This is a genomic window from Streptomyces sp. NPDC088147 (assembly GCF_044741565.1).
Classification (GTDB): Bacteria; Actinomycetota; Actinomycetes; order Streptomycetales; family Streptomycetaceae; genus Streptomyces.
Map to the genome: position 1 here is coordinate 920,204 of NZ_JBIUSY010000001.1, position 26,549 is coordinate 946,752.

The window sequence follows — 26,549 nt, forward strand, 5'->3', positions numbered from 1 at the left end:
AACCCCCGGGTTCCCGGTGGCCGGGCCCACTGATCCAGTGGGCGGGCGAGACCTTCGGTCAGGCATTGACGGTGTCCACGCTGTGTGGGCACCACCGTCGTGCCGGGCCGAGTGTCCTCCTGGCTCCGTACGGGGCTTCGCGAAGATCCGGGCCCGGCCCTCAGAGAAAGCCACCCGGAATGCATCTCGACCCCCTGGCGATCGTCACCGCCTTCGGGCTGATCTTCCTTGCGGAGCTCCCCGACAAGACCATGTTCGCGTCCCTTGCCATGGGGACGCGCATGCGCCCGCTCTACGTATGGTTCGGCACCTCGACGGCGTTCCTCGTGCATGTCGCCATCGCCGTCGGCGCGGGCAGTCTGATCGGGCTCCTGCCCGGCTGGATCGTCAAGCTCGTCTCCGCGGCGCTCTTCGCGTTCGGCGCCTTCATGCTGCTGCGCGGCGGAGGCGACGACGAGGACGAGGACGGCGAGACGAAGACCGTCACCGGCTTCTGGCCCGTCTACTCCACCGCCTTCATGGCCGTCTTCATCAGCGAGTGGGGCGACCTCACGCAGATCACCACCGCCAACCTCGCGGCCAGCAACGGCACTTGGTCCACCGCCATCGGTTCTGCCGCCGCGCTGATGTCCGTCTCCGCGCTGGCTCTGCTCGCCGGCCGGTTCATCGCCACGCGCGTCCCCCTCAAGACCGTCCAGCGCATCGGCGGTCTGTGCATGCTCGGCCTCGCGATCTGGTCCGTGACCGAGATCTTCGTGGGCTGACGACCGGCCCGCTCCGAGCGGGCGGCGAACGCCAGGAAGCCCTGCCCGCCGGTGAAGACCGGCGGGCAGGGCTTCTTTTCGGACAGGACGATTCTCCGGACGGGACAGCGGCGCTCAGGCGGCCGGGGCCAGGTGCTTGTCGAGCACGGCGAGGACATCGCGGGCCGCCGCGGGCCCGGTGTTGAGATAGAAGACGTCGTCGTCGACCGGGATCGCCGTCTTGCCCGCGACGGCGGTCAGGGTCGGCCAGAGCGGTGCCTTCGTCAGCGCGGACACCTTGGACGCGGGGCCCTGGACTCCGTAGAACAGCCAGTCGGCGTCGGCCCGGTCCAGCTGCTCGTTGCTGATGTTCTGGGAGGTCTTGTCGAACTGCTGGCTCTTGGGACGGCCGAGCCCGGTGTCCTCGGCGATGCTCCCGGTGAACGAGGGCACGCCGAAGACCCGCAGCCGGTCGCCGTTCAGCCGCAGGAAGGACACGGTCACCGGCTTGTCGAGGCGCTTGCCGAGCTTTGCCGCGTCGGCGTGGAAGTCGTCGAGGTACGTCCGCGCCTGCTCGGTCTTGCCGAGCCCGTCGGCGACGAGCAGGAAGTCCTGCTTCCAGTACAGCCCCGTGCCCTGGGTGGCGATGGTGGGCGCCAGCTCGGTCAGCGCGGTGTAGAGGGTCTTGGCGTTCTTGCCCGCGATGTTCATCAGGATCAGATCCGGCTTGATGTTCGCGATGGTCTCCAGGTTCGGGTCGACCCGCGAGCCCACGTCCACGACCTTCGCCAGCTGCCCGGCGTCCTTCGGGAAGTCGTCCTTCAGATAACGGGGTACGAGCTCCGCCCCGTCCCCGCGGGTCGAACCCGCCGGCACCGTGCCGAGCGTGAGCAGCGCGTCGGCCTGCCCGGTGGAGATCACCACGACCTTCTTCGGCGCGGCCTCAAGAGTGGTCCTGCCTTCGAAGTGGCTGACGGTGCGCGGGAATTGCCCGTCGGGTTTTCCGCTTCCCATGCCCTTGGGCACGGAGCGGGGCGCCGTGTGGGTCGACCCGGCCGGTGTGGTCGGCGCGGCGGACGTCGCGCTGTCGGCCGACGCGTCGGTCGAGTGGGTGGAACAGCCGCTGAGCAGCAGGGCGCCTGCTACGGCCGCGCCACTGACGAGACGGGTGAGAGGAAGATCACGGAAGCGGTACACGAGGCATTAGCTTAGGCTTCCCTAAGTGCGGATGAGTAGGTATGACGGTCATGCGATGGATCACATATCCGGAGGTGCTGGTTCCGGAGAAGTACGTTCCGGAGAGGCGCGTTCCGGAAAGGCGGGGTCCGTGGAAGCGGTTCCCCGGAAAGCGGAGCAGACGGCCCCGGCCGACGACGGGCGGCGCCCCGACCGGCGGCGAACCGTCGGCCCGCCGGGCACGCGCCCACGGGCCGGCGGGCTCCGGCGCGGAAAACACCTCGCCGCCCTGATCGTCTGTCTCGCACTCGTCATCCTGCTCGTACTGATCAGCCTGGGCGTCGGCGCGCGGGGCATCCCCCTGGGAACCGTGGGGCGTGTGCTGCTCCATGACGACGGAAGCCCGGAGGCCATCATCGTCCGGCAGTTGAGGATGCCCCGTACCGCTCTCGCGGTGGTCGTCGGTGCCGCGCTGGCGCTGGCCGGGGTCGTCATGCAGGCCATCACCCGCAACCCGCTCGCCGAGCCGGGCATCGTCGGCGTCAACGCGGGCGCCTCCTTCGCGGTCGTGATCGCCATCGCCGCGTTCCATGTCACCGGCGTCTCCGGATACATCTGGTTCGCCTTCGCCGGAGCGGTCCTGGCCGCGCTGATCGTCTACACGCTCACCTCGGGCGCCACCCGCGGCCACCACCACACCCGGCTCGTCCTGGCGGGGGCGGCGCTGTCCGCGAGTCTCGGCGCCGGTACGGGCATCATCACCATGTTCAACACCACGGCCTTCGACTCCTACCGCTTCTGGGTGGTGGGGGCGCTGGAGAACCGGGGTACGGAAGCACTCACCGCCGCGGCCCCCTTCATCCTGGCCGGCACGCTGATCGCGCTGGCGCTCGGCCCGTCCCTGAACGCGCTCGCGCTGGGGGACGAGACCGGGGCGGCTCTCGGCCTCAGGGTCCCCTGGGTACGCGCGGCCGGTTTCCTCTCGATCATGCTGCTCTGCGGCGCGGCGACCGCCGCCGCGGGGCCGATCGCGTTCGTCGGTCTCGTCGTTCCGCATGTGCTGCGGCTGGTCCTCGGCCCCGACCTGCGTCCGCTGCTCCTCTTCGCGCTGCCCGGCGGCGCCATCCTGCTGCTCGTCAGTGATATCGCGGGACGGGTGATCGCCCCGCCGGGCGAGATCGAGGTCGGCATCGTCACCGCGTTCGTCGGGGCCCCCGCGCTGCTCTGGCTCGTCGTCAGGCGCAAGGGGGTCGCGGCGTGAACACCTCGTACCGTCCCGCCGCCCCGACGCGCGTGCTGCGGCTTCCCGGCGCACTCACCCTGCGCTACTCGGGCCGTACCGCCGTCGTGGCGGCCGTTCTGCTGCTGGGATGCGCGGTGGTGTGGGCGCTCAGCGTGTTCACCGGTACGTACCGGATCGACACGGGCCGGATCCTGGACGTACTCGCCGGCGGCGGATCGGGGACGGACCGGTTCATCATCGTCGGCCAGCGGCTGCCGCGCGTCTGTGCCGCGCTGCTGGTGGGCGCGGCCCTCGGGCTGTCCGGGGCGCTGTTCCAGAGCCTGTCGCGCAACCCCCTCGGCAGCCCGGACGTCATCGGGTTCACCACCGGCTCCACCAGTGGCGCGCTCGTCGTCATCCTGGTCGGCGGGGGTACGGCCGGGCTCGGCGTCGGCGCGGGCTCGGTGCTCGGCGGGCTGGTGACGGCGGTGGTCGTGTACGCGTTCACCGCGTCGCGCGGTGTCTCGGGCAACCGGCTGGTGCTCGCCGGTATCGCCGTCGGCGCGATGCTGGCGTCGGTCAACGACTTCCTCATCACCCGCGCCGATCTGGAATCCGCGGAGAGCGCCAAGGCCTGGACGTTCGGCAGCCTCAACGCCGTCTCCTGGCCACAGGTCACTCCGCTGGCGCTCGCGCTGCCCGTACTCGCGGTGGCGACCCTGGCCGTGGGCCGTCCGCTGCGGCTCATGGAGATGGGGGACGACACGGCGGGCGCCCTCGGGGTGGACATCGCGCGCGTCCGGGCGCTCGGCCTGCTGCTGGGGGTCGCCCTGGCGGGCGCGGCCATCGCCGTCGCGGGCCCGATCGGCTTCCTGGCGCTGGCGGCCCCTCAACTGGCCCGCAGAATCACCCGGGCCCCGGGCGCCCCGATCGGCTCGGCCATGCTCACGGGCGCGCTGATCCTCGCCACCGCCGATCTGCTCGCCCAACGGCTCCTGTCCCCCTTCCAGATCCCGGTGGGGCTGGTCACCGGCGCCCTCGGCGGTCTCTATCTGCTGTGGCTGCTGTCCAGGGAGAAGAGGAACGCGCGGCCCCGGTGACCCCGTAGCCGGCGGTCGGCCGCACAGGTGCCGGCGGTCGGCCGCGCGGGCGCCGCCGGTCGGTCACCGACCGGCGGACGGAAGAGGTCGCTTCCTCACGGCCGGGCCGCGCCATGGTGGACGCCACGCATTGTCTACGATGATCGTATGAAGCGATGGTCGCCACGTGGCAGGACCCGCCCCACTGGGCCGCGGGTTCTTCTTCTGCTGCTGGTGACCGCGGTGATGACCGGTCTGCTGGCGATGCACGGGCTGTCGCCCGTTCCCACGGCGGACGCGCACGCCACGTCCGCTCCGGCCTCGTCCGCTCCGGCGTCCGCCATGGGCCCGCGATCGGCTTCCGTGCCCCCGTCCTCCGTACCCGCGCCGTCCAGTCATGTCATGGCCGCCGGCGCGGTGGACGGGGACTGCGCGCATCAGGAGCACGGGGGCGGCGGGCATCTGGACCATGCGGATGCAACCTGCGCCGCCGCCGGTGTCGGTGCCGGCCCCGCGCTGCCGACCTCGCTCGCCGCCGCTCTGCCCGCCGGCCCGCTCGACGTGCCCGTCGCGCTTCGACAGGCGCCCGGAACGGCGACGGGCGACCGGGCCCCTCCCTCGTTGAGCGAACTCCAACTCCTGCGTATATAGGCGCCGCTCCCGCGGCCGTCGCCCGCTGCCGAGCCGATCACGTTGGATGCGCGTCGATTCATGTCGACCGCGTCGATCGGTTCGCCGGGCCGGTGGCCGCCTCCGGTATGCCCTCATCCTCCCCTCACGCACAGGAGTCGTTCCACCATGACCTCGTACCGTCACACGGCCCGTACGGCCGCCACCGCCGCGGCCGTGACCGCCGCCGCGCTCACCCTCGCCGCCTGCGGCGGGGACAACGGAAGCCCGTCCTCCAGCGCCTCGACGTCCGCGTCCGCCTCGGCTTCGGCTTCGGCGGCGGCGGGCCCGGCGCACAACGCCGCGGACGTGTCCTTCGCGATGGACATGATCCCGCATCACCAGCAGGCGGTGGAGATGGCCGACCTCGCCGCCACCCGGGCCTCCTCGCCGGAGGTGAGGAAGCTCGCCGCCGAGATCAAGAAGGCTCAGGGCCCGGAGATCAGGACCCTGTCCGGCTGGCTCACGTCCTGGGGCGCGCAGGTGCCCACACAGGGCAGCGCGGATCACTCGGCCGCGGGGCACTCGATGCCCGGGATGATGGCCGAGGGCGACATGTCCACGCTGGAGAAGGCGTCGGGCCCGGCGTTCGACACCGCGTTCCTGAAGCTGATGGTCAAGCATCACGAAGGCGCGGTCGAGATGGCCAGGACCGAGAAGTCGGCCGGGGCCGACCGGAGCGCCAAGGACATGGCCGACGCCATCATCACGTCCCAGAGCGCCGAGATCACGCGGATGAACAACCTGCTCGACACGTAGCACCGGGGCCCGGGGGCCTTGGCGACCGGGGACCGCGCCGAACGCCCGGTCCCCGGTCGGTCGTGGGCGGCGCTCCACCCCGGGAGCGCCGCTCCGTCAGGAGGCCGCCGCTCCGTCACGAGAGCGGTTCTCCGTCACGAGGTGCTCCGTCGCGAAAGCGGTGCTCCGCTAAGAGAGCGGCGCTCCGCCACTCCCCCCACGATCCGTGACCGCCACCGCGACCGCGACGACCGGAATCGGGATCTCCAGTTCGGGCCGGTCCCACATCACGGCCGGCGGGTTCGCGGCGACGGTGCCGGTGCGACGGGCGCCCACACTGCGGTAGAAACCCTCGGCGGGCGGATGGGAGACGACACGGACGGCGTCGAGTCCGGCGCCACGTGCCTCGTCCGTCATGTGCTCCACGAGCCGGCGGCCGATACCGAGCCCCTGAGCCGCGTCCGCGACGAACATCAGATCGAGCTCCGGCGGATCGAGGACGAGCGCGTAGAAACCGAGCAGCCGTTCATCGGTACGCGCCGCGTCGGCCTCGGCGTTGCCCGCGGCCTGTCCGGTCGTCACGGCCCCGGTCGCCACGGCTCCGGTCGTCACGGCTCCGGTCGTCACGGCTCCGGTCGCCACGGCCACGAAGACCCGGTGGGTCTCGATGTAGTCGGGCCCGACCCGGTACCCCGCGATCATCGGGGCGTACGGGCCCTCGTAGGCGCGGGAGCCCCGGACGAGCCGGGTGAGCCGCCGGGCGTCCCGCGCGGTCGCCCGCCTGACCGAGACCGTCGCACCGGCCACACCGTCACCCACACGCGTAACTCGCGAAACCATAGGGTGAGTATTACACCCGCGTCACAGCCGACGCGGGGCGCCCTTTGCGTGAACCCGGGCCGCCGGACAGGATGAGGGACGGGGCCGGTGCGACGAACCGCCCCCAGGGGGGCGTCGCGTATGCCAGAGGTCCAGACCGGGAGCCGTCTTCTTTCTTTGCCGGGCGGTTATTGGCATGACCATGTGGAAGCTTCAGCATGGAACCGGTACTACGCGCGTCACCCCTTCCGGGCCACGCACTTCGGGAGACACCATGGAAGCCCACGTCCCCACCCAGTCCCGCCGCGCCTTACTGCGCTCCGGGGCCGGTCTCGGCGCCGCCGCGCTGGGACTCGCCACGATCTCCGCCTCCACCGCACGGGCCGCCGGCGAACGCCCTGCCCCGGGCGAACGGAGCGCTCCCGGCGCCGGACCGCGCGCCTCCGGCGCCTATCCGCCCACCCACTGGATCCCGGCCAGCGCCTCCAACTACACGGTGGCCGCCCGTCCGGCCACGTATCAGGTCGGCTTCGTGGTCATCCATGTGACGCAGGAGAGCTTCCCCGACGCGATGAAGATCTTCCAGGACCCGGCCAAGAAGGTCTCCGCGCACTACATGGTCGCCTCCGCCGACGGCTACATCGGGCAGTTCGTACGCGAGAAGGATGTCGCCTGGCACGCGGGCAACTGGGACTACAACACCCGCAGTATCGGCATCGAGCACGAGGGCTGGGTGGACAGGCCGGAGTACTTCACGGACGCGATGTACGCGTCGTCCGCGGCGCTGACCGCCGCCGTCTGCGCCAGATACGGCATCCCCAGGACACGGGAACACATCATCGCCCACAGCGAGGTGCCCGGCGCCACGCACACCGACCCCGGCCCGCTCTGGGACTGGGACCGGTACCTCGCTCTGGTCAACGGCTGATCCGGCCGCGGTTCCACCACGCGCGCGGTCGGAGGCCGTTGCCGGCCGCGCCACCGAACACAACGAGCACACCGCCCCGTTCGGGTGAGGAATCCCGGCCGGTCTGGCGGCCGTCCCGTCCCCCGTGCCATAAGGAGGGGCCGACATCCCACAGGGGAAAGAGAACACCGTGTCCAGAATCCGCAGGGGGCGCCGCGTCGCCTCGGCTCTCGCCGTACTCGTGATCGCCTGCGCCGGGCCGCTGGCCGCGACCCCCGCCGGCGCCGCCTGGTCCCCCGCCGTCTCGTCCCCCGCCGTCTCGTCCGCGGCGGACGGTGCCCCGGTCCCGCGGGCCGCGAAGGTGCCCGCGGGTGAGCCCAGGGGCAAGGTCGTCTCGCGGATCACCCTGAGCATCCGTGAGGAGCCGGCCTCCCGCTCCGGCTATCTGGGCGGTCTGCGGCCCGGTACGGTCATCCCCCTCTTCTGCAAGGTCAGGGGCGAGAACGTGGACGGCAACAGCCTCTGGTACCTGCTCGGGGACGCACGGCCCGGCTATGTCGCGGCGCGTTACGTCGAGAACCAGTCGCCGGTGCCGTTCTGCCGACGCTGACCGCCCCGCGAGGAGCGAGCGTGCCCGACGTTCCCTTCGGCGAGGGCCACCGGATCGCCTGCGGCCGGGTGGCGGCGGACGTGAGCCCGCCGCCACCCGGCCCGCGCGTCACGCGAACGGTGTCAGGAAGTCCTTGGGCGCGAGTGCCCGGCTGACGATGCGGGTGTCACCGATCCAGCCGTAGAAGCCCTGGCCGAACAGCTCGTCGAACTGGGTGGCCCCGATGACGAAGGGCTTGCCCAGCGTGGCGATACCGGTCGACTTCTGGGCCGGGTTCCGCGCGATCTTCGAGCCGTCGACGTACATCACCGTACGGCGGCCGTCGTTGACGAGGGCGATATGCATCCAGCGGCCCACCGGGACGGCGTGGCTCCAGGAGGTGGGGTCGGCGTCCTGGCGCTGCGGGTAGACCACGAACTGGAGGAATCGCTCCGGGGAGAGATTGAGGCTGCACGTCGGCTCGTCGGGCGACCAGCCGGTCGTCTTGCCCGCGTCGCCGTTGCGCCCCTCCCAGCTCAGGATCCCCATCCAGGCGTGATCACCGTCGAACGGCTCAGGGAGCTTGATGAAGGTCTCGATGGTGTAACCCGAGGTGAAGGTGGCGCTGTTGAGCGGGGCGCCCGCCGCGGTGGTGAGGACCGCGCCCCGGTCCGGGGCCTTGCCTCCGTCGAAGCGCAGGCTCGCGTGGGCCGGCTGGCCGAGGTGGTGCTCGGCCGACCAGGTCAGCGCGTCGGCGCCGCTCGCGTGGAGCCTGCGTACCGTCAGATCGTTGCCGTTGCCGGTCAGGTCACGGGCGACCCTGCCGTCCGTCACGGGCTTGCCCGCCCGGCCGGCGTCCGGCAGGCCGGAGGAGTCGAACCGCCAGTACGCGACGGTGCCGCGCGGCATCACGGCGGACGCGGGCCGCGGGGCGGGCGGTGTGGCCGGGGCGAAGCCCGCGAACCGTTCGGTGAAGTCGATGTCCAGGCTGAACCGGTCGACCGGGCCGGTCAGTTCGATGGTCTCGGCCTCCAGGGGTGTCCGCTTCGCCGGATCGCGGGAGAGGAACCACGGGGAGAACGTCTCGACGTCGATGACTCCACGGGCCAGATCGAAGCCGTACAGCCGGATCATCCCGGCGCCGCCGTAGTAGCGGTCCTGGTAGTTGGTGATCTGGACGTGTACCTCATGACCGGCGTCGTTGGTCAGTACGGTGCGGCCCGGCGGCCAGTAGTGACCGCCCAGGGCCAGGAAGATCTGGTCGTTGCCCCGGACGATGCCGTCCCACAGCCGCTTGCCGTTGTCCGACAGCTGGGCCGCGCCGTCGTCGTCCGCCCAGGCGAGGTCGTGGGTGGTCAGTACGGCGGGCAGGGACGGGTGCTTGTCGAGCACGCCCTGTGCCCAGCGCAATCCGCTGTCCGACACTCGCCAGTCCAGCGCAAGGATCAGCCACTCGCGGCCCGCCGCGCGCAGCACGTGGTAGCTGTTGTAGCCGTCGGGCGAGGCACCGCCGAAGGTCGGCATGGAGGAGTAGCGCTTCGGTCCGAAGGACTTGAGGTACGCGCTGTCGCCACGCTGGTCGTCCTTCGACCCGTCGATGTCGTGATTGCCCGCGAGGACGCTGTAGGGCACCTTGCCGTGGAGGGTACGGAAGGTGTCGGCGGCGAGTTCGATCTCTTCGCCGGTGCCGTGTTCCGTGACGTCACCGAGGTGCGTCATGAACGCGATATTGGATTCGCCGCGCTCGGAGACGAGATACCGGAACGTCTCGCGCAGCGGCGCCGGGTCGGAGCTGTCGGCGTCGAAGAGGTACTGGGTGTCCGGAAGGACGGCCAGCGTGAACCGGGGGGTGTCGGCGTCGAACCGGCCGCCGCCCCCTGCCGTGGCCGCCGCCGTCGCTGTCGCCGCCCGCGCCGGTACGGTGTCGAGCGCCGTGACCGCGGCGCCCGCGGCGGGTACGACGAGCGCGGCCTGAAGCAGCGCCCGTCTGTCCAGATTCTTCTTGCTTTCTGCCGTACTCATGCGCACTCCATGTACTGGATGTCCGTGTCCGCTGCACTGTGCTGATCGGCCGTGTCCTTCCGGTGGCAGGGAGCTGAACGGTGGCCGCCCTCCGCCGCACGAATGGGCCCACAGGGCGCGAAGTGGCCCGGATCGTACGGTGGGCTCCGGCGCGGCCGGGTGCACCGCTGACGCCGTCGTGGTGATGCGTGAAGATCGTCCTACGGCCGCGCGACAGCGCGTGCGCCCGAGTGGAGGGGATTCCTGATGCGCCGTCACGGAACTGTCCTGGATGACCTCGATCGCAAGATCCTCACAGCGCTGATCGCCGACGCCAGGGCGAGTTTCAAGGAGATCGGTCTGTCCATCGGGTTGTCGGCGCCCGCGGTGAAGCGCCGGGTGGACCGGCTGCGGCAGGAAGAGGTGATCACCGGTTTCACCACGGTGGTCACACCGGCGGCGCTGGGCTGGCACACCGAGGCGTATGTGGAGGTGTTCTGCGAGGGGGCCGCGCCGCCCAAGCGGCTGGCGGAGGTCGTACGGAACCACCCCGAGATCCAGTCGGCCGTCACCGTGACCGGTCGCGCCGACGCGATCCTCCATATCAGGGCGCTCGATGTCGAGCACTTCGAGGATGTCCTCGAACGGATCCGCGCGGAATCGTTCGTGAAGGAGACGCACAGCTTCGTCGTGCTGTCCCATCTGCTGCCGAGCAGTCCCGAGGCGGGCTCGGGGCGCTTCTCCCGGATCGCGGATTAACGAGTAGCCGCTCTCGCGCCGTCACACGCAACAGAGTTGCGGTCCCGCGCAACATTCCTCTCTTGTTCGCGTGTCCCGGGGCTCCATATTCTGGTGCTCATGTCGCCGGTTCCAGGAAAGGGCCGTTCATGAGAGAGCGACGGACAGCGAGGAAACGCCATTTTCTGGTGTGCCCGCCGGAGTATTTCGAGGTCCGCTATGCCATCAACCCCTGGATGACATCGGAGGAACCGGTGGATACCGCGCTGGCTCTCCGGCAATGGGAATCCCTCGTCTCCGTGTACCGGGATCTGGGCCATGATGTGGAGACAGTAACGCCCGTCGCCGGTCTGCCGGACATGGTGTTCGCCGCCAATTCGGCTCTGGTGCTCGACGGCAGGGCGTTCGGGGCGCGCTTTCTCGCTCCGGAGCGGCAGCCGGAATCCGGACACTACCGGGCATGGTTCGAAAACGCCGGATTCGAGGTGGGCGGCGCTGTCCATATCTGCGAGGGAGAGGGCGACTTCACACCGGTGGGAGGGCTACTCCTCGCCGGGACGGGATTCCGTACGCTGCCGCAGGCACACCAGGAGGCCCAGGAGTTCTTCGGTGTGCCCACGGTCAGCCTGCGCCTTGTCGACCCGCTCTTCTATCACCTGGATACGGCGTTGTTCGCGCTCGACGACGACAACGTGGCCTACTATCCGGGCGCGTTCTCACCGGGGAGCCGGCGTGTGCTGGAAACGCTCTTTCCCGACGCGGTGATCGCGACAGCGCAGGACGCCAAGTGTTTCGGGCTCAATTCCGTGTCGGACGGGCACCATGTGGTCATCGCCCAGGACGCCGCCGGTCTCATCGCGACGGTGGCGGACCGCGGATACCGTCCGGTCCCGGTGGATCTCTCGGAATTCCGGAAGGCCGGTGGCGGGGTGAAATGCTGTACGCAGGAACTCCGCACGCGGGAGGTCCGTACGCGCGAAGGGCTGGAGAACCGCGCCGTCACCGCGCCGGCCTGAAGAAGGACCGGCTCCGTCGGCGAAGGCAGGCCCGCGGCCCCCGGGCCGTGGTCCGGGCGATCGGCCGTGAGCGCCTCAATCGGTAGGTGTGGCAGGGCAGTTGGCCACTAGAATTCGGTAACGGGCGCGTTTGTCGCGTCCGACCGATTGGGGGGCCAGATGTCTTGGGATCAACAAGGCGGGGACAGAGGTAACACCGGGGCCGGAGGGTTCGGTGGGACCGGAAAAGGGACCGGGGGGTTCGGGGAACCCGGAAGCGGAACCGGGGGGTTCGGGGGATCCGGGGGGTTCATGGTGCCTCCGCCGCCCGCCCAGCCGCCGGCCGCACCGCCTCCGCCGCCCGGTCCCGCGGACCCGGTGCGGGCCGTCGCGGTGGCCCTGCTCAACCTCACGGGCCTCGGGCTCGGTTACGCCCTCGTGCGCCAGTGGCTCGCGACGGCCGTGTGCGTGATCGTGACCGGCGTCCTGCTGGTGATCGCCCTTCCCGCGGAGCCGGACGGTGTCTCCGGTGGGGTGCTCACCGCCTACCTCGTCTTCCTGGCCCTCGCGGCCGCTCACGGCGCGGCCCGCGGGCTGCGTACCCCACTGGCCTGGCCGCCGCGGTCGCCCGTCGCCGTGCTGCTCGGTCTCGTACTGCTCGCCGCACCGGTCGGAGGGGTGGTCCTCTACGACGGGGCGCGCGAGGAGGCCACGCAGCAGATGCTCCTCGACCGCCTCGGCCGGGCCGACCAGCTCGTGCGGACCGCCACGAGCAAGCCGTTCAAGGCGGCCGAACCCGACTACACCGAGGCGCTGGCCGTCTACCGCGGCCTCCGCGAGGACCACGCGGACTCCCGGGCCGCCCAACGCGTTCCCGAGCGGCTGAACGCGTACTACACGACGATCGGCGCTCCGTACGACGAGCGGAAGTACTGCGAGGCGATCGCGCCGCTGAACTATCTGCGGTCGGTGCCGGACAGCATCGGCGAGAAGGAGCTGGGCTCGCTGGTCAACTGGCCCGACGACCGGCTCGCCACCTCGCTCTACGAGTGCGGGCTGCCCGGCCTCGGCAGCGTCGTGGGCGGTGCGGAGACCGGCGGTCACCTCTACGAGCTGCTGACCACCTTCCCCCGCTCCCCGCAGGCCGCGCGGGTCGAACCGGCCGTCAGCTCCGCGATCGACAAGGTCGCCAAGGACCTGAGGGGCGGCGAACCGTGCACGGCCAACGAGACGATGCGCACCCTCGCCGACCAGGCCAAGGACCTGCCGGGCGACGCGGCGGGCGTGTCCGCCGCCCTCGACAAGGACGCGGCGAAGGCGAAGCGGCATGTCCAGGCCGGTACGTACGCGTGCGGCGTGGACCAGTACAAGGACGGCAAGTTCGACGAGGCGCGGAAGACGATGGACGACTTCGCCGGCACGTACAAGAAGGACAAGAACCGGGCGCGCGCGCAGAAGATCGCCATCGCCGCGGAGATAGCCCAGGACGAGCCCGCCGCGGGTAAGCGTCTGCCCACGACGGCCTCCGGCGGCAGCATCACCGTCACCATCAGCAACGACAGCCCCGAAGAGGTCGAGATCCTCTACACGGGCCCGGTCACCGGCAGCGTCAAACTCAAGGCGTGCGACGGGTGCAGGCGGTACCAGAGCTCCGTGGCCGCGTCGGCCGCCGCCTGTCAGGGCGGCGAGAACTACCCCAGCAAGACGATCAGCCTGCCCGCGGGCACCACGTACTTCCTGCACAAGTCCACGGGCGGCTCCGCCTCGACCGGTACGGACACGACCAAGATCGAACCGGGCTACACGTACACGGAGTGTGCCTACGTGGTCGAGAGCCTCGGCACCGGCTTCTAGAGTTCCCGGCAGGTACGAGGAGTCCCGTCCGCCTCCGGTGGGCGGGACTTCGCCGCGTGTCCCGTGCGCCGCCCGCGCGACCCCCGATTGGTCCATACCAAACCCTTGACGCGGGCTTCACTCACACCTTGAATCAAGTACTGAACTCCCTTGTCAACTCCCCCACTGGTGTGAGTCTCGCGAAAGGTATGACATGGGCATGAGGATTCAGTGGAGACGCGTGGCCGCCCGGCGGTACGCCTCCATGACCCGCAGGGCGGCGTACGCGGCCGTCGGCTCCCTCGTCGTGGGACTGCTGAGCGTGCTCCCCGCCTCTCCCGCCGCGGCCGCCACCGGCCAGATCAGCGGGCTGGCGGGCAAGTGTGTCGACGTGGCGGGCGCGTCGAGTGCCAATGGCACCCCCGTGCAGCTCTACGACTGCAACGGCTCCGGCGCCCAGCAGTGGAACGTCGGTTCGGACGGCACCATCCGGGCCCTCGGCAAGTGTCTGGACGTCACCGGCAATTCGACCGCCAATGGGGCCGTGCTCCAGCTGTGGGACTGCACCGGCGCCGCCAATCAGCGGTGGGGCGTGTCCGCCGCGCGGGACATCGTCAGCATCGCGGCCGACAAGTGCCTCGACGTCACCGGCAACAACGCGGCCAACGGGACCCGCTTGCAGATCTGGACCTGCACCGGCGCCGCGAACCAGAAGTGGTCCGCTCCGGCCACCGGCGGCGGCAACCCGAGTCCGGGCGGATTCGTGGTCTCCGAGGCCCAGTTCAACCAGATGTTCCCCGGCCGGAACCCCTTCTATACGTACAGCGGTCTGACCGCCGCCCTCGGCGCCTACCCGGCCTTCGCGAAGACCGGCGGCGAGACGGTCCAGCGCCAGGAGGCGGCCGCCTTCCTCGCGAACGTCAACCATGAGACCGGCGGCCTGGTCCATGTCGTGGAGCAGAACACCGCCAACTACCCGCACTACTGCGACTGGGGCCAGCCCTACGGCTGCCCGGCGGGCCAGGCGGCGTACTACGGCCGCGGACCGATCCAGCTGAGCTGGAACTTCAACTACAAGGCGGCCGGGGACGCGCTGGGCATCGACCTGCTCAACAACCCCTGGCTCGTGCAGAACGACGCGGCCGTGGCCTGGAAGACCGCCCTCTGGTACTGGAACACCCAGACCGGCCCCGGCACGATGACCCCGCACAACGCGATGGTCAACCAGCGCGGGTTCGGCCAGACGATCCGCAGCATCAACGGCTCCCTGGAGTGCGACGGGCGCAACCCCGCCCAGGTCCAGAGCCGCGTCGACGCCTACCAGCGCTTCGTCTCGATCCTCGGGACCACGCCGGGCGGCAACCTCTACTGCTGACCACCGGGACAGGGTCTCGTGGCACGATGAGGATCCAGGGGGCTGTCCGGCCGCGCGCCGGGCGGCCCCCGTCGTGCGTCACACACGTCGGGCGCCGTCCCGCGCGCCGGATACGGCCAGGGAAGCCGGATGCGGTCAGGGATGCCGGATGCGGTCAGGGGCGGACGAGTACCTTCAGCGCCTCGCGGTCGTCCATGGCGCGGTAACCGTCGGGCACCTCCTCCAGGCCGATGGTGCGGTCGAAGACACGGCCCGGCTCGACCTCGCCGTCGAGGACGCCGGGCAGCAGTTCGTCGATGTAGGCGCGCACCGGAGCGGGGCCGCCGGTGAGCGTGATGTTGGGCCCGAACAGGCTGCCGAAGCCGACCGGGGCGTCCTCGTACTGCGGCACACCGACGCGGCTGATCACGCCTCCTGGACGCACCACGCCGACGGCCATCTCGTACGCGCTCATGTATCCGACGGCCTCCAGCACCGTGTGGGTGCCGTCGCCGCCGGTGAGCTCCCGTACCTTCGCGATGCCCTCCTCACCGCGCTCGGTGACCACGTCGGTGGCGCCGAAGTCGCGTCCCAGGTCGGTGCGGTCCTTGTGCCGGCCCATGAGGATGATCCGCTCGGCGCCCAGACGCCTGGCGGACAGCACGGCCATCAGCCCGACAGCGCCGTCGCCGATCACGGTCACCGTGGTGCGCGGGTTCACACGGGCCATCTTCGCCGCGTGGTATCCGGTGCCGTACACGTCGGACAGGGTCAGCAGGGACGGCAGCAGGGCGGAGTCCTCGCCCACGGGGAGCTTCACCAGCGTGCCCTGGGCCTGCGGGACGCGGATCGCCTCCGCCTGGCCGCCGCCCACACCGCCCGCGGCCCAGAACCCGCCGTGGCGGCAGGAGGTCTGGAGGCCCTCACGGCAGAAGTCACAGGTGTTGTCGGCGAACGCGAAGGGGGCCACGACGAGATCGCCCCGCCTCAGCCCCGCGACGTCGGAACCGAGTTCCTCGATGACGCCGAGGAACTCGTGGCCCATCGGCGTTCCCTGCTCGGAGGCCGGGATGTTGTGGTACGGGTGCAGGTCACTGCCGCAGATACAGGCGCGCACGATACGCACGACCGCGTCGGTGGGCTGCCGCAGAACGGGGTCGGGCGCGTTCTCGACGCGCACATCGCCGGGACCGTACATGAACGTGGCTCGCATGAGGCACCTTTCCTGGTGATGGGGGGGATGGCGGTTCGTTGGTTCCGGTGGGGCGGTTTCGGTCGGGCGGTTCCGGTGGGGCGGTTCCGGTGGGGCGGTTCCGGTGGTCAGCCGGTCGCGCCGCGGTATTCGTCATCGGTGACGTGCTCGCCCCACCGGGTTTCCGGGCTGTCGTCGCCGAGGCCCTCCCACAGCGCGATGTGTGTCATGAAGTGGTCCGGAGCGGCGCCGTGCCAGTGCCATTCGCCGGGCGGGGTGTGAACGGTGTCTCCCGGCCGCATCACGATGACCTCACCGCCGCGGGACCGCACCAGCCCGATCCCGTCGGTGACGTGCAGCGTCTGCCCCACGGCGTGCGTGTGCCAGGCGGTACGGGCGCAGGGGGCGAAACGTACCGTGTTCGCCCGCATACGGGACGGCTCCTGGCCGGCGTAGATGACGTCGAACCACACGTCACCGGTGAACATCTCGTCCGGCCCCTTGGCCGAGGGCTTCTGCGGCAGCTTCTCCATGCCGGTCGCTCCTTGCGTCGTGCTGTGCCACCGCGGATGAGAAAGAGGGAAAGGCCGCCGCGGTCGGCTGATCGGCGGTTCCACGCGGTCGTGCGTTCTTCTTCGCGCACCGGCCACCTCATGCAGAGTGGCATTCCCGCACCCCACCCGCGAAGGGGAGAATTCCCTCCCCGGGACGCATTCATCCTGGGAGGAAACCGTCCCCCTCACAGGAGGGCCGGCCGGTGGGACACTGGTGCGCATGAACCGCGACGCACACCTTAATGAGCTGGGGGAGTTCCTCCGGGCCCGGCGCGCCGGGCTCAGCCCCCGCTCAGTGGGGCTGCCCGACAGCGGCTCACTCCGGCGGGTGCCCGGCCTGCGCCGGGAAGAGGTGGCCCAGCTCGCCGCGATCAGCACCGACTTCTACACCCGTCTGGAGCAGGGACGCATCCAGGCGTCCGCGCCCGTACTGGCCGCGCTCGCCCGTGTGCTGCATCTCGACGACGACCAGCGCGACTATCTCTTCGGGCTGGCGGGAAAGGACCAGAAGCAGCCCCGGCGGCGCGCACTCCAGAAAGTCCAGCCGCAATTGCAGCGGCTTCTCGACGACCTCACCGCGACGCCCGCGATTGTCCTGGGCCGCCGTATGGACGTGCTCGCGTGGAACGCGCTCGCCGCCGCCCTGGTCACCGATTTCGGCCGGATTCCGGAAAGGCACCGCAATTACGTGCGGCTGGTCTTCACCGATCCCGCCATGAGGACGCTGTACAGCGACTGGGAGACCGTCGCGCGCACCTGCGCCGCCCAATTGCGCATGGAAGCCGCCACGTATCCCGACGACCCGCGCCTCACGGAGCTGGTCGGCGAACTGTCGGTCCAGGACCCGCGGTTCCGTGAGTGGTGGGCCGCCCACCACGTCGCCACGCTGAGTGTGGGCACCAAGAAGCTCCATCACCCCGTCGCCGGCGACCTCACCCTCGACTGGGACACCCTGACCGCGAGCACCGACCCCGACCAGCAGCTCGTCATCTGGACCGCCGAGGTGGGCAGCCCCTCCCACGACGGGCTGCGCATCCTGGCCTCATGGGCCGCGGACCACCCGAAGGCCGCCTCGGAGAGCGCCTGACGCGGCGCCGCCCGAGGCCCCTCCCCGCCTCTCGCCTACGCCTCCTCGTCCACCCTGATCAGATGCAGGGACGTGCTCGCCCAGTCCCCGGCCGGCAGTTCGGGCACGATCCCGTACCCGGTGAGGACCGACGCGTGATGGACGGCGCCGGTACGGGCGTCCCGGTAGCGTGCGGCGGGGTCCAGTCCCGCGAGCCTGAGGGCGGGGCGCGGGGTGCCGTGGCGCGGTGCCCGCTGCCAGACCAGCACGAACGCCTCCCGCCGGTCCGTGGTGGTGTACTGCACGGCGGACGGCGCGTCGTCGACGGGACCGCGCAGCCGGTGCAGGGTGCCGTGCTGCACGATATGGCGGACCTTCTTGTACTCCGCCACCCACTCGGCGCCCTCGGCGCGCTCCGCCGCCGTCCAGCGCGCGAGATCGCCGCCCACCGCCAGCACCCCCGCCATCGCGACATGGAAGCGGTAACGCAGCGGCACCGAGCGGCCGGTGAGCTGGTTGGGCACGTCCGTCACCCAGGCCGCCATCGTCCGTGCCGGGTAGATCTGGCCGAAACCGTGCTGGATCAGGACGCGGTCCGCCGCGTCGGTGTTGTCGGACGGCCACGCCTGGTCCGTACGGGAGAGGATGGCCAGGTCGACACGGCCCCCGCCGCCACTGCACGTCTCGATCCGCAGCCCCGGGTGGTCCGCGCGCAGCCGGTCGACGACCTCGTACAGGTGGTGGGTGTACCGCGTCCACAACACGTCCTCGCCGCCCTCGCGGCCGGGCCAGCCGGCCTCGCTGAAGGCGCGGTTCATGTCCCACTTGAGGAAGTCGATCCCGTTCTCCGCGACCAGCCGCGTCAGCCAGCCGTACGCCCACTCGGCGACGTCGTCCCGGGCGAAGTTCAGCACCAGCTGGTTGCGCAGCCGGGTGCGGGTGCGGTGCGGGAAGTGCAGTACCCAGTCCGGGTGGGCGCGGTACAGGTCGCTGTCCGGGTTGACCATTTCGGGCTCGACCCACAGGCCGAAGCGCATACCGAGCCGGTGGACCTCCTCGATCAGCGGGGTGAGCCCGTCGGGGAAGCCCCGGGCCGCCGGGACCCAGTCGCCGAGTCCGGCCGTGTCGTCGCGGCGTCCGCCGTACCAGCCGTCGTCGACGACGTAGAGCTCCACTCCGAGCTCCGCGGCCCGCGCCGCCAGCGCCTTCTGTCCCGCCTCGTCGACCGCGAAGCCGGTGGCCTCCCAGGAGTTGAACAGTACGGGGCGCGACTCCTCGGGGTGCGGCAGCACATGGGCCAGGATGTACGCGTGCCAGGCGCGGCTGGCCGCGCCGAAGCCGCCGTCCGTGTACAGGGCCGCGTAGCGCGGGGTCACGTACTCCTCGCCGGGCCCGAGCGGGAGTGACACCCCGTCGTGTCCGGCTCCGCCGGTGAAGGCCGTACGTCCGTCGGGGGTGCGCTGCACGGTGACGTGCCAGCTTCCGCTCCAGGCCAGGGCCGCGCTCCACACCTCGCCCCGGTCCTCGGTGGCGTCACCGGCGTCCAGCATCAGCCAGGGGTTGGCGTGGTGGCTGGTGATGCCGCGCCGGCTGGTGAGCACGGTCTCGCCGTGCGGTACGGGCTCCCGGTGGAGCACGCCCTCCGCCGACCACTGTCCGGTGACATGGCTGATCCGGTAGTCGTCGCGCGGCGGCAGCGTCCAGGCCGCGGAGTCGGCGCGGGCCAGCGTGAGCGGCTCCTCGCCGGTGTTGCGCAGCACGGTCCAGCGCTCGACGACATCGGCGTCCTCGTGGACGCGGTAGTGCAGGGTGACCGCGAGCGGGTAGTGGCGGTCGCGGAACTCCAGCGCCAACTCGGCGGTTCCCGGGGCCGGTTCGCTGCTGCGGTGGCACACGTACCGCCACTCGAAGGCGCGGGTGCCGTCGGCGAACCGTACCCGCAGGGAGGGTGCTCCGTAGCGCGCCCCTCCGTCGACGGGCAGCTCCTCGCCGGCCGCCGGGCGGCCCTCGAAGCTGCTGATCTCCACGGCCGGCGGAGGGACGAGTTCCGCGGCCGCCGCGAGGGTCAGCCGTGGTCCCCAGGCGAGGTGGCAGGGCGCTCCCGTGTCGTCGATCCGCAGCGCGTACGACGTGCGCGCGGTGGAGAGCAGCCAGACCCCGGAGGCCGGGGCGAAGGAGATCAGAGACATTGATCCTCGCGTTCAAATAGCGCCACAGGAGAGGTGAGCAGCCAACCTCTCCTTCGATCGACTGTCAACACCTGCATCAGATCTCTCTTTTACAGGTTGAAGACCCCCGTAGAAGGTTCTTCATACGATGTCTGCTTCTTTCATTGACAGCAGAAAAGAATCACCCTAGCTTTCCGGCCATGCGCTCAACCACTCCCCATGAGGCGGTCCCGGCGACGACGCCGGCCGCTTCCCTGGTCTTCACGACCGTGCTGTCCCACGGCCCGCTCACCCGGACCGAGATCGCGCGGCGGGCCCGGCTGTCCCCGGCCGCGGTCACCAAGGCGGTGCGCCCGCTGATGGAGGTCGGGTATCTGGTCGAAGGGGTGGACGAAGGCGCGCCGCCGGCGCTCGGCCGTCCGGCGAACCTGGTACGGGTCGACGCGGGCAGGGCGCTGTTCATCGGGATCAAGGTGACGGGCGACGAGATCATCGCCGTCCTGGCCGACCTGTGCTGCCGTATCCGGGTCGCCCGGCACGTACGGCTCACGGACCGTGAGCCGGGGGCGGTGCTCCCCGCCCTCACCGCGCTGGTGCGGGAACTGCTCCTGGAGGCCGACGGTTTCGGTGTGCGGGTGCGGGGGCTGGGCGTCGCCGTCTCGGGTGATGTGGACCGCGCGGACGGTGTGGTGCGCTACTCGCCCTTCCTGGACTGGCGGGACATCCCGCTCGCCGAGATCGTCGGCACCGCGACCGGTCTGCCGGTCACGGTCGACAACGACGTACGGGCGCTGACCGTCGCCGAGCAGTGGTTCGGGGCCGGGGTCGGGCTCTCCGACTTCGCCCTGGTGACCGTGGGCGCCGGTATCGGCTGTGGTCTGGTGGTGCATGGACGGGTGGTGTCGGGCGCGCACGGGGTGGCCGGCGAGATCGGGCATCTGTCCATCGACCCGCTCGGCCCGCCGTGCCACTGCGGCAACAACGGATGCGTCGAGGCCATCGCCGCGGACCCGGCGATCCTGCGCGGAGTCCGGGAGGCCACGGGCAGGCCCGTGAGCACCGCGGCCGAGGCGCTGGAACTGGCCCGCGGCGGCGACCCCGGGGTCCGTGGGGTCTACGCGCGGGCCGGCGAGGCCATCGGCAGGGCCATCGGCTCGGTGGTCAATGTCCTCGGTCCGGAACGCGTGATCATCTCCGGCGAGGGCCTGGCCGCGTACGACCTGTTCGCCGAGGGCATCCGCGACGCGTTCACCGCGTCCGCGTTCGGCACCGCCGCGCAGTGCGACGTGATGACACGTCCGCTGCCCTTCGAGGAGTGGGCGCGCGGGGCCGCGGCCACCGCGATCCAGTCCTTCATCGGATCAGACACGCAATAGGAGTAGCGATGACGCTGCACAGCCGCACCCCCCGGACCCCCGTGGGTCCACACCGCAGAAGGGTGGTCCAGGGGCTGTTCGGTGCCGGGGCCGCAGCCCTGGCCATGCCCGCCCTCGCCGCCTGCGGCGGAGGGGCCGCGTCCGACCCGAAGACGGTGACCTTCGGCTCGAACGGCGCGGACGCCACACCGAAGAAGGCGTACGCCGCGGTGACGGACGCCTTCGCGAAGGACAGCACGCTCACGGTCAAGACGAACACCGTCGACCACGACACGTTCCAGAAGAGCATCTCCACCTATCTCCAGGGCACCCCGGACGATGTCTTCACCTGGTTCGCCGGCTACCGCATGCAGTACTTCGCCAAGAAGCGCCTCGCCAGCCCCATCGACGACGTGTGGGAGACGATAGGCGCCGGTTACAGCGACGCCGCCAAGCAGCTGTCCAAGGGGGAGGACGGGAAGTACTACTTCGTCCCGCTCTACAACTACCCGTGGGCCGTCTTCTACCGTAAGAGCGTCTTCCAGCGGTACGGCTACGAGATCCCCGTGACGTGGAGTCAGTTCACCGCGCTGGCGAAGCGGATGAAGAAGGACGGCCTCTCCCCCATCGCCTCCGGCTACGGCGGCGGCGACACCTGGAGCATCCTCGGCGCCTTCGACTATCTCAACCTGCGTGCCAACGGCTATGACTTCCACATGTCCCTGATGCGGGGCCAGGTCGCCTGGACCGACAAGCGCACCGCCAGGACCATCGACCTGTGGCGCGAGCTCACCCCGCACTACCAGAAGGGCGCGGGCGGCCGTTCGTGGCAGGACGCCGCGCAGTCGCTGCTCGACAAGAAGTCCGGCATGGCGATCATCGGTCTCTTCCTCGGCCAGCAGATCACCGACGAATCCCTGCGCTCCGACATCGACTTCTTCCCGTTCCCGGAGATCGACCCGGCGTACGGTCAGGACACCGTCGAGGCGCCCACCGACGGCTTCATGCTCAGCCGCAGGCCGAAGAACCCGGACGCCGCGCGGAAGTTCCTCGAATTCCTCGGCGGGGCCAAGGCCGAGAACCTCTACATGGGCGTCGACCCGAGCAATGTCGCCGTCAACTCCGGCGCCGACACCGGCTCGTACAACGCGCTCCAGAAGAAGTCCGCCCAACTCATCGCGGACGCCAAGCACATCACCCAGTTCGGGGACCGCGACAGCGACCCGGGCTTCATCTCCACCGTGGTCCAGCCCGGCTTCACCGAGTGGCTCAACCACCCGGACGACGGTTCGGCCCTGCTGAAGAAGATCGAGTCGCAGCGCTCGCGCTTCTTCACGGCCTGATCCCACCGGAGAGGTTCCACCATGTCCTCCGTGCGTACCGCGCGCCGGTCCCCGTCGCGCGCACACCCCCGTCCTCGCCGGCTCGGTCCTGGTGACCGCCTCTTCCTGACGGTGGTCGTCGGCATCCCGCTGATCGCCCTGCTGGTCTTCGTGTGGCTGCCGGCGCTGGCCTCCATCGGTCTGTCCTTCACCAGCTGGGACGGCCTCTACCTGGCCGACGTCCACTGGGTCGGTCTGGACAACTACCTCCAGATCTTCACCAATTACCCGCCGTTCTGGCCGGCCGTGCGGCACAACGTGATCTGGCTGCTGTTCACCGTGCTGCTGCCCGCGCCGTTCGGTGTCTTCCTCGCCTACCAGCTGGACCGGAAGATCCGCTTCACCCGGATCTACCAGACGGCCATCTTCATGCCGATGGTGCTGTCCCTGGCGGTCGTCGGCTTCATGTGGGAGATCATCTACAACCCGGACAACGGGCTGCTGAACGGGGTGATCGGCGCCGTATCGCCCGGCCACCACATCGACTGGCTGGGCGACCCGAACCTCAATCTCTGGGCCGTACTGGTCGCTTCCGGCTGGCGGCACGCCGGCTACATCATGATTCTCTACCTGGCGGGGCTCAAGGGCTTCGACCCCGCCCTGAAGGAGGCCGCCGCGCTCGACGGAGCCAATGGACGCCAGACCTTCCTGCGGGTGGTGCTGCCGGCCATGAAGCCGGTCAACATCATCGTCCTGGTCGTCACCGTCATGGAGTCCCTGCGCGCCTTCGACATCGTCTACGTACTCGGCGGCGGCACCGGCAGCAAGCCCGGCATGGAGCTGCTGTCCCTGCTCATCACCGACAACATCATCGGTGAGTCCAGCCATATCGGATACGGTTCCGCCCTCGCGGTCATCCTGCTCCTCGTCTCCCTCGCGGCGATCGGGGCGTTCCTCTTCCAGACCTTCCGCAAGGAGGACCAGTGACCGCGACCGTCACGCCGCCGGCCCCCCGGTCGCGCACCCCGCTCCGCCGTGCCACCGAGGCTCCCCGGGGGCCGAAGCGGCAGACCGGACGGCACCTCATGCTCAGCGGCATCGCGCTGCTGTGGCTCGTGCCGCTGCTGTGGGCCGTCTACACCTCCCTGCGGCCCTACTCCGACACCACGAAGCACGGCTATCTGTCCTGGCCGCGCAGCATCGGTCTGGGGAACTTCGCGGACGCCTGGAGCCAGTCCGGGATGCCGCGCTTCTTCTGGAACTCGGTGCTCATCACCATTCCGGCGGTCCTCGGCACCCTGTTGTTCGCCGCGGCGGTGGCCTTCTTCGTGTCGCGGTTCGACTTCCGCTGGAACATCGCGCTGCTGATCCTCTTCACCGCGGGGAACCTCATCCCCGCCCAGGTGCTGATCACGCCGCTGTACCGGCTGTACCTGCTGGTACCGCTGCCGGGGTGGATGAGTGACTCCCTGCTCGTCTACAACTCGCTCTGGGGCATCATCTTCATCCACATCGCCTACCAGTGCGGCTTCTGCACCTTCGTGCTCAGCAACTACATGAAGACGATCCCGAAGGAGATCTTCGAAGCCGCTCTCGTCGACGGCGCTCCGGTGTGGCGCCAGTTCTTCCAGATCGTGCTGCCGCTGTGCCGCCCGGCGTTCGCGGCGCTGGCCACGCTGGAATCCATCTGGATCTACAACGACTTCTTCTGGTCCCTCGCGCTGATCGAGACCGGTGACAAGCGTCCGATCACCTCGGCCCTCGCCAATCTTCAGGGCCAGTACTTCACCAATCCGAACCTCATCGCGGCGGGCGCCCTGCTGACCGCGATCCCGACGCTGCTGGTCTACTTCGCGCTCCAGCGCCAGTTCATCAGCGGGCTCACCATCGGCTCGGGCAAGGGCTGAGCCGCCGCCCCGCGTACCGCCGGTCCACGTACCGACACCCCGCTCGTACGAGCGTCACCGCGAGCGGCCGGCCGGCCCCCACCGTCAGGAACGCACGTCCCCCGCCCGGTTCCACCCGCGCGATCCCCGTGACCCGACAACAGGAGGTGCGACCCATGCGGTCATCCTCGTACCCCGCCCCGCCGGCCGCCCGGACCGGCTCCGCGCGCCGGACCATGAGAGCCATGCTGGTCCTGGCCGTCACCGCCGGCCTCGCCACGGCCGTTCCCGCCGCCGAGGCCACGTCTCCGGCCCCGGTCGCGGCGGCCTCGTCCGCCGCCGCGGCCACGGCGGGCGCCGCGGCCACGGCGGGCGCCGCCGCCTCCGCCGAGGCCGCCGGCATCGCCGCCAAGCCCTATATGGGCTGGTCCAGTTGGAGCATGCAGTCGTCCAAGTACCCGGGGCTGAACCCGGACGGCGATTACAGCTATCTCACCGAGGCCAACGTCCTGAAGCAGACGGACGCCCTCGCCTCCAAGCTCAAGAAGTACGGCTACGACCGCGTCAACATCGACGCCGGCTGGTGGCGCGACAACGACTGGAAGCCCGGGTTCGACGCGTACGGGCGGCAGACGCACGACCCGGTCCGGTTCCCCCGCGGCATGAAGCCGGTCGCGGACCACATCCATGCCAAGGGCCTCAAGGCGGGCATCTATCTGCCCGTCGGCCTGGAGAAGGAGGCGTACGGCGACGGCGAGGTGCCGATCTGGAACGCCCCCGGCTGCACCACCGCCGATATCGTCCACCCGGACCTGCGGACCACCAACGGCTGGGACAGCTCCTACAAGATCGACTTCGCCGATCCGTGCGCGCAGAAGTACATCGACTCGCAGGCCCGGCTGTTCGCCGACTGGGGCTACGACTTCCTCAAGCTGGACGGCGTGGGCCCCGGCTCGTTCAAGTCCGGTGACAACTACGACAACGTCGCCGATGTCGCCGCCTGGCAGAAGGCCATCGCCGCCACCGGCCGCCCGATCCATCTCCAGCTCTCCTGGTCGCTCGACATCGGCCACGCCGCCGACTGGAAGCGCCACTCCAACGGCTGGCGCATCGACACCGACATCGAGTGCTACTGCAACACCCTCGTCACCTGGGAGAACTCGGTCAACGACCGGTGGGACGACGCCCCCGCGTGGAGCGACAAGGCGGGCCCCGGAGGCTGGAACGACTTCGACGCCATCGATGTCGGCAACGGGGAGATGGACGGCCTCACCAAGGCCGAACGGCAGAGCTATATGACTCTGTGGGCCATCAGCAAGTCGCCCCTGTACACCGGTGACGACCTCACCAGGCTGGACAGTTACGGTGTCTCGCTGCTGACCAACCGCGAGGTCATCGCCGTCGACCAGAGCGACGCGCCCGTGGCGCGTCCGGTCACCCCGATGGGCGACCAGCAGGTCTGGGGCACCGAGAACCCCGACGGCAGTTACACCGTCGCCCTGTTCAACCTCGGCGACTCGCCGGCCTCCGTCACCGCCCACTGGGCATCCTTCGGCTTCACCGGCAACGCCTCCGTACGCGACCTGTGGAACAAGGAGAACCTCGGGCGCCACGCGAACAAGATCACCGCGGCCCTGCCCGCGCACGGCTCGCGTCTGTTCACCGTCAAGCCCAACGGCGAGGCGCTGCCCACCACCGGGTACGAGGCGGAGTCCGCGGCGAACACCCTGACGGGCAACGCCTCCCTCGCCGGATGCGACGCGTGCTCCGGTGGCCAGAAGGTCGGCAACCTCTACTCCGGCGGCACGCTGACGTTCAACGACATCACCGTGCAGAAGGACGGGATCTACACCGTCCGGGTCGGCTACGTCAGCGGCGACGCGCGCTCGGTGACCGTCTCCTCCAACAGCGGTAACGGAAGCAGTCTGAAGTTCCCCTCCACCGGCGACTGGGGCACCGCGAAGACCGTCAGCGTCCAGCTGGCCCTGAAGGCGGGCTCCAACACCATCACGTTCGACAGCGGCGGCGGATACGCGCCCGACCTCGACAGGATCGACGTACCGCGTTCCTGACGTACCCCCGCGGGGCCCGGTGACACGACCCGGGCCCCGTGCCGGGCTCCCGGCGGTGCCCTGACCGGCCC

23 protein-coding genes are annotated in these 26,549 nt (G+C 70.2%); 17 read left to right on the top strand and 6 right to left on the bottom strand.

Features of this window, described 5'->3' with window-relative positions:
• The first annotated feature begins 179 nt into the window (after positions 1 to 179).
• A complete protein-coding gene (locus ACIOGX_RS03210; RefSeq protein ID WP_129767590.1) occupies positions 180 to 764 on the top strand; it encodes a TMEM165/GDT1 family protein in 585 nt (194 codons plus the stop codon).
• Between the two features lie 114 nt (positions 765 to 878).
• Here the strand turns inward: ACIOGX_RS03210 and ACIOGX_RS03215 are convergent, their stop codons facing one another.
• Entirely contained in the window at positions 879 to 1,940 is a 1,062-nt protein-coding gene (locus ACIOGX_RS03215) for an ABC transporter substrate-binding protein (protein ID WP_401909813.1), read from the bottom strand.
• A gap of 130 nt (positions 1,941 to 2,070) precedes the next feature.
• On the opposite strand from ACIOGX_RS03215, the gene ACIOGX_RS03220 reads away from it, so the two are divergent.
• The 4 genes from ACIOGX_RS03220 to ACIOGX_RS03235 all read left to right on the top strand — a co-directional run bounded on the left by ACIOGX_RS03220 (position 2,071) and on the right by ACIOGX_RS03235 (position 5,648).
• A complete protein-coding gene (locus ACIOGX_RS03220) occupies positions 2,071 to 3,180 on the top strand; it encodes a FecCD family ABC transporter permease (protein WP_401909816.1) in 1,110 nt (369 codons plus the stop codon).
• On the top strand, positions 3,177 to 4,241 hold the full coding sequence (locus ACIOGX_RS03225; RefSeq protein WP_401909819.1) for a FecCD family ABC transporter permease: 1,065 nt from the start codon (positions 3,177 to 3,179) through the stop codon (positions 4,239 to 4,241). The genes ACIOGX_RS03220 and ACIOGX_RS03225 overlap by 4 nt, the downstream gene beginning before the upstream one ends.
• A 147-nt stretch (positions 4,242 to 4,388) precedes the next feature.
• A complete protein-coding gene (locus ACIOGX_RS03230) occupies positions 4,389 to 4,871 on the top strand; it encodes a DUF6153 family protein (RefSeq protein WP_401909823.1) in 483 nt (160 codons plus the stop codon).
• A 147-nt stretch (positions 4,872 to 5,018) separates the two neighbouring features.
• Entirely contained in the window at positions 5,019 to 5,648 is a 630-nt protein-coding gene (locus ACIOGX_RS03235) for a DUF305 domain-containing protein (protein WP_401909825.1), read from the top strand.
• Between the two features lie 168 nt (positions 5,649 to 5,816).
• Here ACIOGX_RS03235 and ACIOGX_RS03240 read toward each other — a convergent pair whose 3' ends face one another.
• The gene (locus tag ACIOGX_RS03240; protein WP_401909828.1) at positions 5,817 to 6,467 is read right to left on the bottom strand and encodes a GNAT family N-acetyltransferase; all 651 of its coding nucleotides are present in this window, start codon (positions 6,465 to 6,467) and stop codon (positions 5,817 to 5,819) included.
• Between the two features lie 253 nt (positions 6,468 to 6,720).
• Between ACIOGX_RS03240 and ACIOGX_RS03245 the strand changes: the two genes are divergently transcribed.
• Positions 6,721 to 7,374 carry an N-acetylmuramoyl-L-alanine amidase gene (locus ACIOGX_RS03245; RefSeq protein WP_356509524.1) on the top strand — a complete coding sequence of 218 codons (654 nt, stop codon included), beginning with the start codon at positions 6,721 to 6,723 and terminating at the stop codon, positions 7,372 to 7,374.
• A gap of 169 nt (positions 7,375 to 7,543) precedes the next feature.
• A complete protein-coding gene (locus ACIOGX_RS03250; protein ID WP_401909831.1) occupies positions 7,544 to 7,963 on the top strand; it encodes an SH3 domain-containing protein in 420 nt (139 codons plus the stop codon).
• 108 nt (positions 7,964 to 8,071) lie between these two features.
• Here ACIOGX_RS03250 and ACIOGX_RS03255 read toward each other — a convergent pair whose 3' ends face one another.
• Complete coding sequence (locus ACIOGX_RS03255) at positions 8,072 to 9,964, bottom strand: LamG-like jellyroll fold domain-containing protein (RefSeq protein ID WP_401909834.1); 1,893 nt, start codon at positions 9,962 to 9,964, stop codon at positions 8,072 to 8,074.
• A 246-nt stretch (positions 9,965 to 10,210) separates the two neighbouring features.
• Between ACIOGX_RS03255 and ACIOGX_RS03260 the strand changes: the two genes are divergently transcribed.
• The 4 genes from ACIOGX_RS03260 to ACIOGX_RS03275 all read left to right on the top strand — a co-directional run bounded on the left by ACIOGX_RS03260 (position 10,211) and on the right by ACIOGX_RS03275 (position 14,884).
• Positions 10,211 to 10,702, top strand: coding sequence for an Lrp/AsnC family transcriptional regulator (locus ACIOGX_RS03260; RefSeq protein ID WP_356509518.1), 492 nt, complete (start codon positions 10,211 to 10,213; stop codon positions 10,700 to 10,702).
• Positions 10,703 to 10,830: 128 nt separating this feature from the next.
• Complete coding sequence (ddaH, locus tag ACIOGX_RS03265) at positions 10,831 to 11,697, top strand: dimethylargininase (RefSeq protein ID WP_401909836.1); 867 nt, start codon at positions 10,831 to 10,833, stop codon at positions 11,695 to 11,697.
• Positions 11,698 to 11,988: 291 nt separating this feature from the next.
• Positions 11,989 to 13,530, top strand: coding sequence for a hypothetical protein (locus ACIOGX_RS03270; protein WP_401909839.1), 1,542 nt, complete (start codon positions 11,989 to 11,991; stop codon positions 13,528 to 13,530).
• A 244-nt stretch (positions 13,531 to 13,774) separates the two neighbouring features.
• The gene (locus ACIOGX_RS03275; RefSeq protein ID WP_356509899.1) at positions 13,775 to 14,884 is read left to right on the top strand and encodes a glycoside hydrolase family 19 protein; all 1,110 of its coding nucleotides are present in this window, start codon (positions 13,775 to 13,777) and stop codon (positions 14,882 to 14,884) included.
• A 154-nt stretch (positions 14,885 to 15,038) separates the two neighbouring features.
• Here ACIOGX_RS03275 and ACIOGX_RS03280 read toward each other — a convergent pair whose 3' ends face one another.
• Both ACIOGX_RS03280 and ACIOGX_RS03285 read right to left on the bottom strand, forming a co-directional pair.
• Positions 15,039 to 16,076, bottom strand: a complete 1,038-nt coding sequence (locus ACIOGX_RS03280) for an alcohol dehydrogenase catalytic domain-containing protein (protein ID WP_401909842.1) — start codon at positions 16,074 to 16,076, stop codon at positions 15,039 to 15,041.
• Between the two features lie 107 nt (positions 16,077 to 16,183).
• Positions 16,184 to 16,588, bottom strand: coding sequence for a cupin domain-containing protein (locus tag ACIOGX_RS03285; RefSeq protein WP_401909845.1), 405 nt, complete (start codon positions 16,586 to 16,588; stop codon positions 16,184 to 16,186).
• A gap of 241 nt (positions 16,589 to 16,829) precedes the next feature.
• Here ACIOGX_RS03285 and ACIOGX_RS03290 point away from each other — a divergent pair, with 241 nt between their 5' ends.
• The gene (locus tag ACIOGX_RS03290; protein ID WP_401909848.1) at positions 16,830 to 17,696 is read left to right on the top strand and encodes a helix-turn-helix domain-containing protein; all 867 of its coding nucleotides are present in this window, start codon (positions 16,830 to 16,832) and stop codon (positions 17,694 to 17,696) included.
• A 35-nt stretch (positions 17,697 to 17,731) separates the two neighbouring features.
• Here ACIOGX_RS03290 and ACIOGX_RS03295 read toward each other — a convergent pair whose 3' ends face one another.
• The gene (locus tag ACIOGX_RS03295) at positions 17,732 to 19,864 is read right to left on the bottom strand and encodes an alpha-galactosidase (RefSeq protein ID WP_401909851.1); all 2,133 of its coding nucleotides are present in this window, start codon (positions 19,862 to 19,864) and stop codon (positions 17,732 to 17,734) included.
• Between the two features lie 179 nt (positions 19,865 to 20,043).
• On the opposite strand from ACIOGX_RS03295, the gene ACIOGX_RS03300 reads away from it, so the two are divergent.
• From ACIOGX_RS03300 to ACIOGX_RS03320, 5 genes are all read left to right on the top strand, one after another.
• Positions 20,044 to 21,219, top strand: a complete 1,176-nt coding sequence (locus ACIOGX_RS03300) for an ROK family transcriptional regulator (protein ID WP_129767608.1) — start codon at positions 20,044 to 20,046, stop codon at positions 21,217 to 21,219.
• Positions 21,220 to 21,227: 8 nt separating this feature from the next.
• A complete protein-coding gene (locus ACIOGX_RS03305; RefSeq protein ID WP_401759388.1) occupies positions 21,228 to 22,541 on the top strand; it encodes an ABC transporter substrate-binding protein in 1,314 nt (437 codons plus the stop codon).
• A 21-nt stretch (positions 22,542 to 22,562) separates the two neighbouring features.
• Positions 22,563 to 23,507: a carbohydrate ABC transporter permease gene (locus ACIOGX_RS03310; RefSeq protein ID WP_129767610.1), complete on the top strand. Its 945-nt coding sequence runs from the start codon at positions 22,563 to 22,565 to the stop codon at positions 23,505 to 23,507.
• A complete protein-coding gene (locus ACIOGX_RS03315) occupies positions 23,504 to 24,427 on the top strand; it encodes a carbohydrate ABC transporter permease (protein ID WP_401909855.1) in 924 nt (307 codons plus the stop codon). The genes ACIOGX_RS03310 and ACIOGX_RS03315 overlap by 4 nt, the downstream gene beginning before the upstream one ends.
• A 155-nt stretch (positions 24,428 to 24,582) precedes the next feature.
• Complete coding sequence (locus tag ACIOGX_RS03320; RefSeq protein WP_401909858.1) at positions 24,583 to 26,478, top strand: alpha-galactosidase D; 1,896 nt, start codon at positions 24,583 to 24,585, stop codon at positions 26,476 to 26,478.
• Positions 26,479 to 26,549 lie beyond the last annotated feature (71 nt).

What these genes read in the sequence shown, in the direction of transcription:
- ACIOGX_RS03310 (WP_129767610.1), top strand. Translation starts at nt 22,563, where the DNA reads ATGTCCTCCGTGCGTACCGCGCGCCGGTCCCCGTCGCGCGCACACCCC.
- ACIOGX_RS03280 (WP_401909842.1), bottom strand. Translation starts at nt 16,076, where the DNA reads ATGCGAGCCACGTTCATGTACGGTCCCGGCGATGTGCGCGTCGAGAAC.
- ACIOGX_RS03230 (WP_401909823.1), top strand. Translation starts at nt 4,389, where the DNA reads ATGAAGCGATGGTCGCCACGTGGCAGGACCCGCCCCACTGGGCCGCGG.
- ACIOGX_RS03240 (WP_401909828.1), bottom strand. Translation starts at nt 6,467, where the DNA reads ATGGTTTCGCGAGTTACGCGTGTGGGTGACGGTGTGGCCGGTGCGACG.
- ACIOGX_RS03255 (WP_401909834.1), bottom strand. Translation starts at nt 9,964, where the DNA reads ATGAGTACGGCAGAAAGCAAGAAGAATCTGGACAGACGGGCGCTGCTT.
- ACIOGX_RS03260 (WP_356509518.1), top strand. Translation starts at nt 10,211, where the DNA reads ATGCGCCGTCACGGAACTGTCCTGGATGACCTCGATCGCAAGATCCTC.
- ACIOGX_RS03245 (WP_356509524.1), top strand. Translation starts at nt 6,721, where the DNA reads ATGGAAGCCCACGTCCCCACCCAGTCCCGCCGCGCCTTACTGCGCTCC.
- ACIOGX_RS03210 (WP_129767590.1), top strand. Translation starts at nt 180, where the DNA reads ATGCATCTCGACCCCCTGGCGATCGTCACCGCCTTCGGGCTGATCTTC.
- ACIOGX_RS03300 (WP_129767608.1), top strand. Translation starts at nt 20,044, where the DNA reads ATGCGCTCAACCACTCCCCATGAGGCGGTCCCGGCGACGACGCCGGCC.
- ACIOGX_RS03235 (WP_401909825.1), top strand. Translation starts at nt 5,019, where the DNA reads ATGACCTCGTACCGTCACACGGCCCGTACGGCCGCCACCGCCGCGGCC.
- ACIOGX_RS03295 (WP_401909851.1), bottom strand. Translation starts at nt 19,864, where the DNA reads ATGTCTCTGATCTCCTTCGCCCCGGCCTCCGGGGTCTGGCTGCTCTCC.
- ACIOGX_RS03290 (WP_401909848.1), top strand. Translation starts at nt 16,830, where the DNA reads ATGAACCGCGACGCACACCTTAATGAGCTGGGGGAGTTCCTCCGGGCC.
- ACIOGX_RS03305 (WP_401759388.1), top strand. Translation starts at nt 21,228, where the DNA reads ATGACGCTGCACAGCCGCACCCCCCGGACCCCCGTGGGTCCACACCGC.
- ACIOGX_RS03275 (WP_356509899.1), top strand. Translation starts at nt 13,775, where the DNA reads ATGACCCGCAGGGCGGCGTACGCGGCCGTCGGCTCCCTCGTCGTGGGA.
- ACIOGX_RS03320 (WP_401909858.1), top strand. Translation starts at nt 24,583, where the DNA reads ATGCGGTCATCCTCGTACCCCGCCCCGCCGGCCGCCCGGACCGGCTCC.
- ACIOGX_RS03270 (WP_401909839.1), top strand. Translation starts at nt 11,989, where the DNA reads ATGGTGCCTCCGCCGCCCGCCCAGCCGCCGGCCGCACCGCCTCCGCCG.
- ACIOGX_RS03285 (WP_401909845.1), bottom strand. Translation starts at nt 16,588, where the DNA reads ATGGAGAAGCTGCCGCAGAAGCCCTCGGCCAAGGGGCCGGACGAGATG.
- ddaH (WP_401909836.1), top strand. Translation starts at nt 10,831, where the DNA reads ATGAGAGAGCGACGGACAGCGAGGAAACGCCATTTTCTGGTGTGCCCG.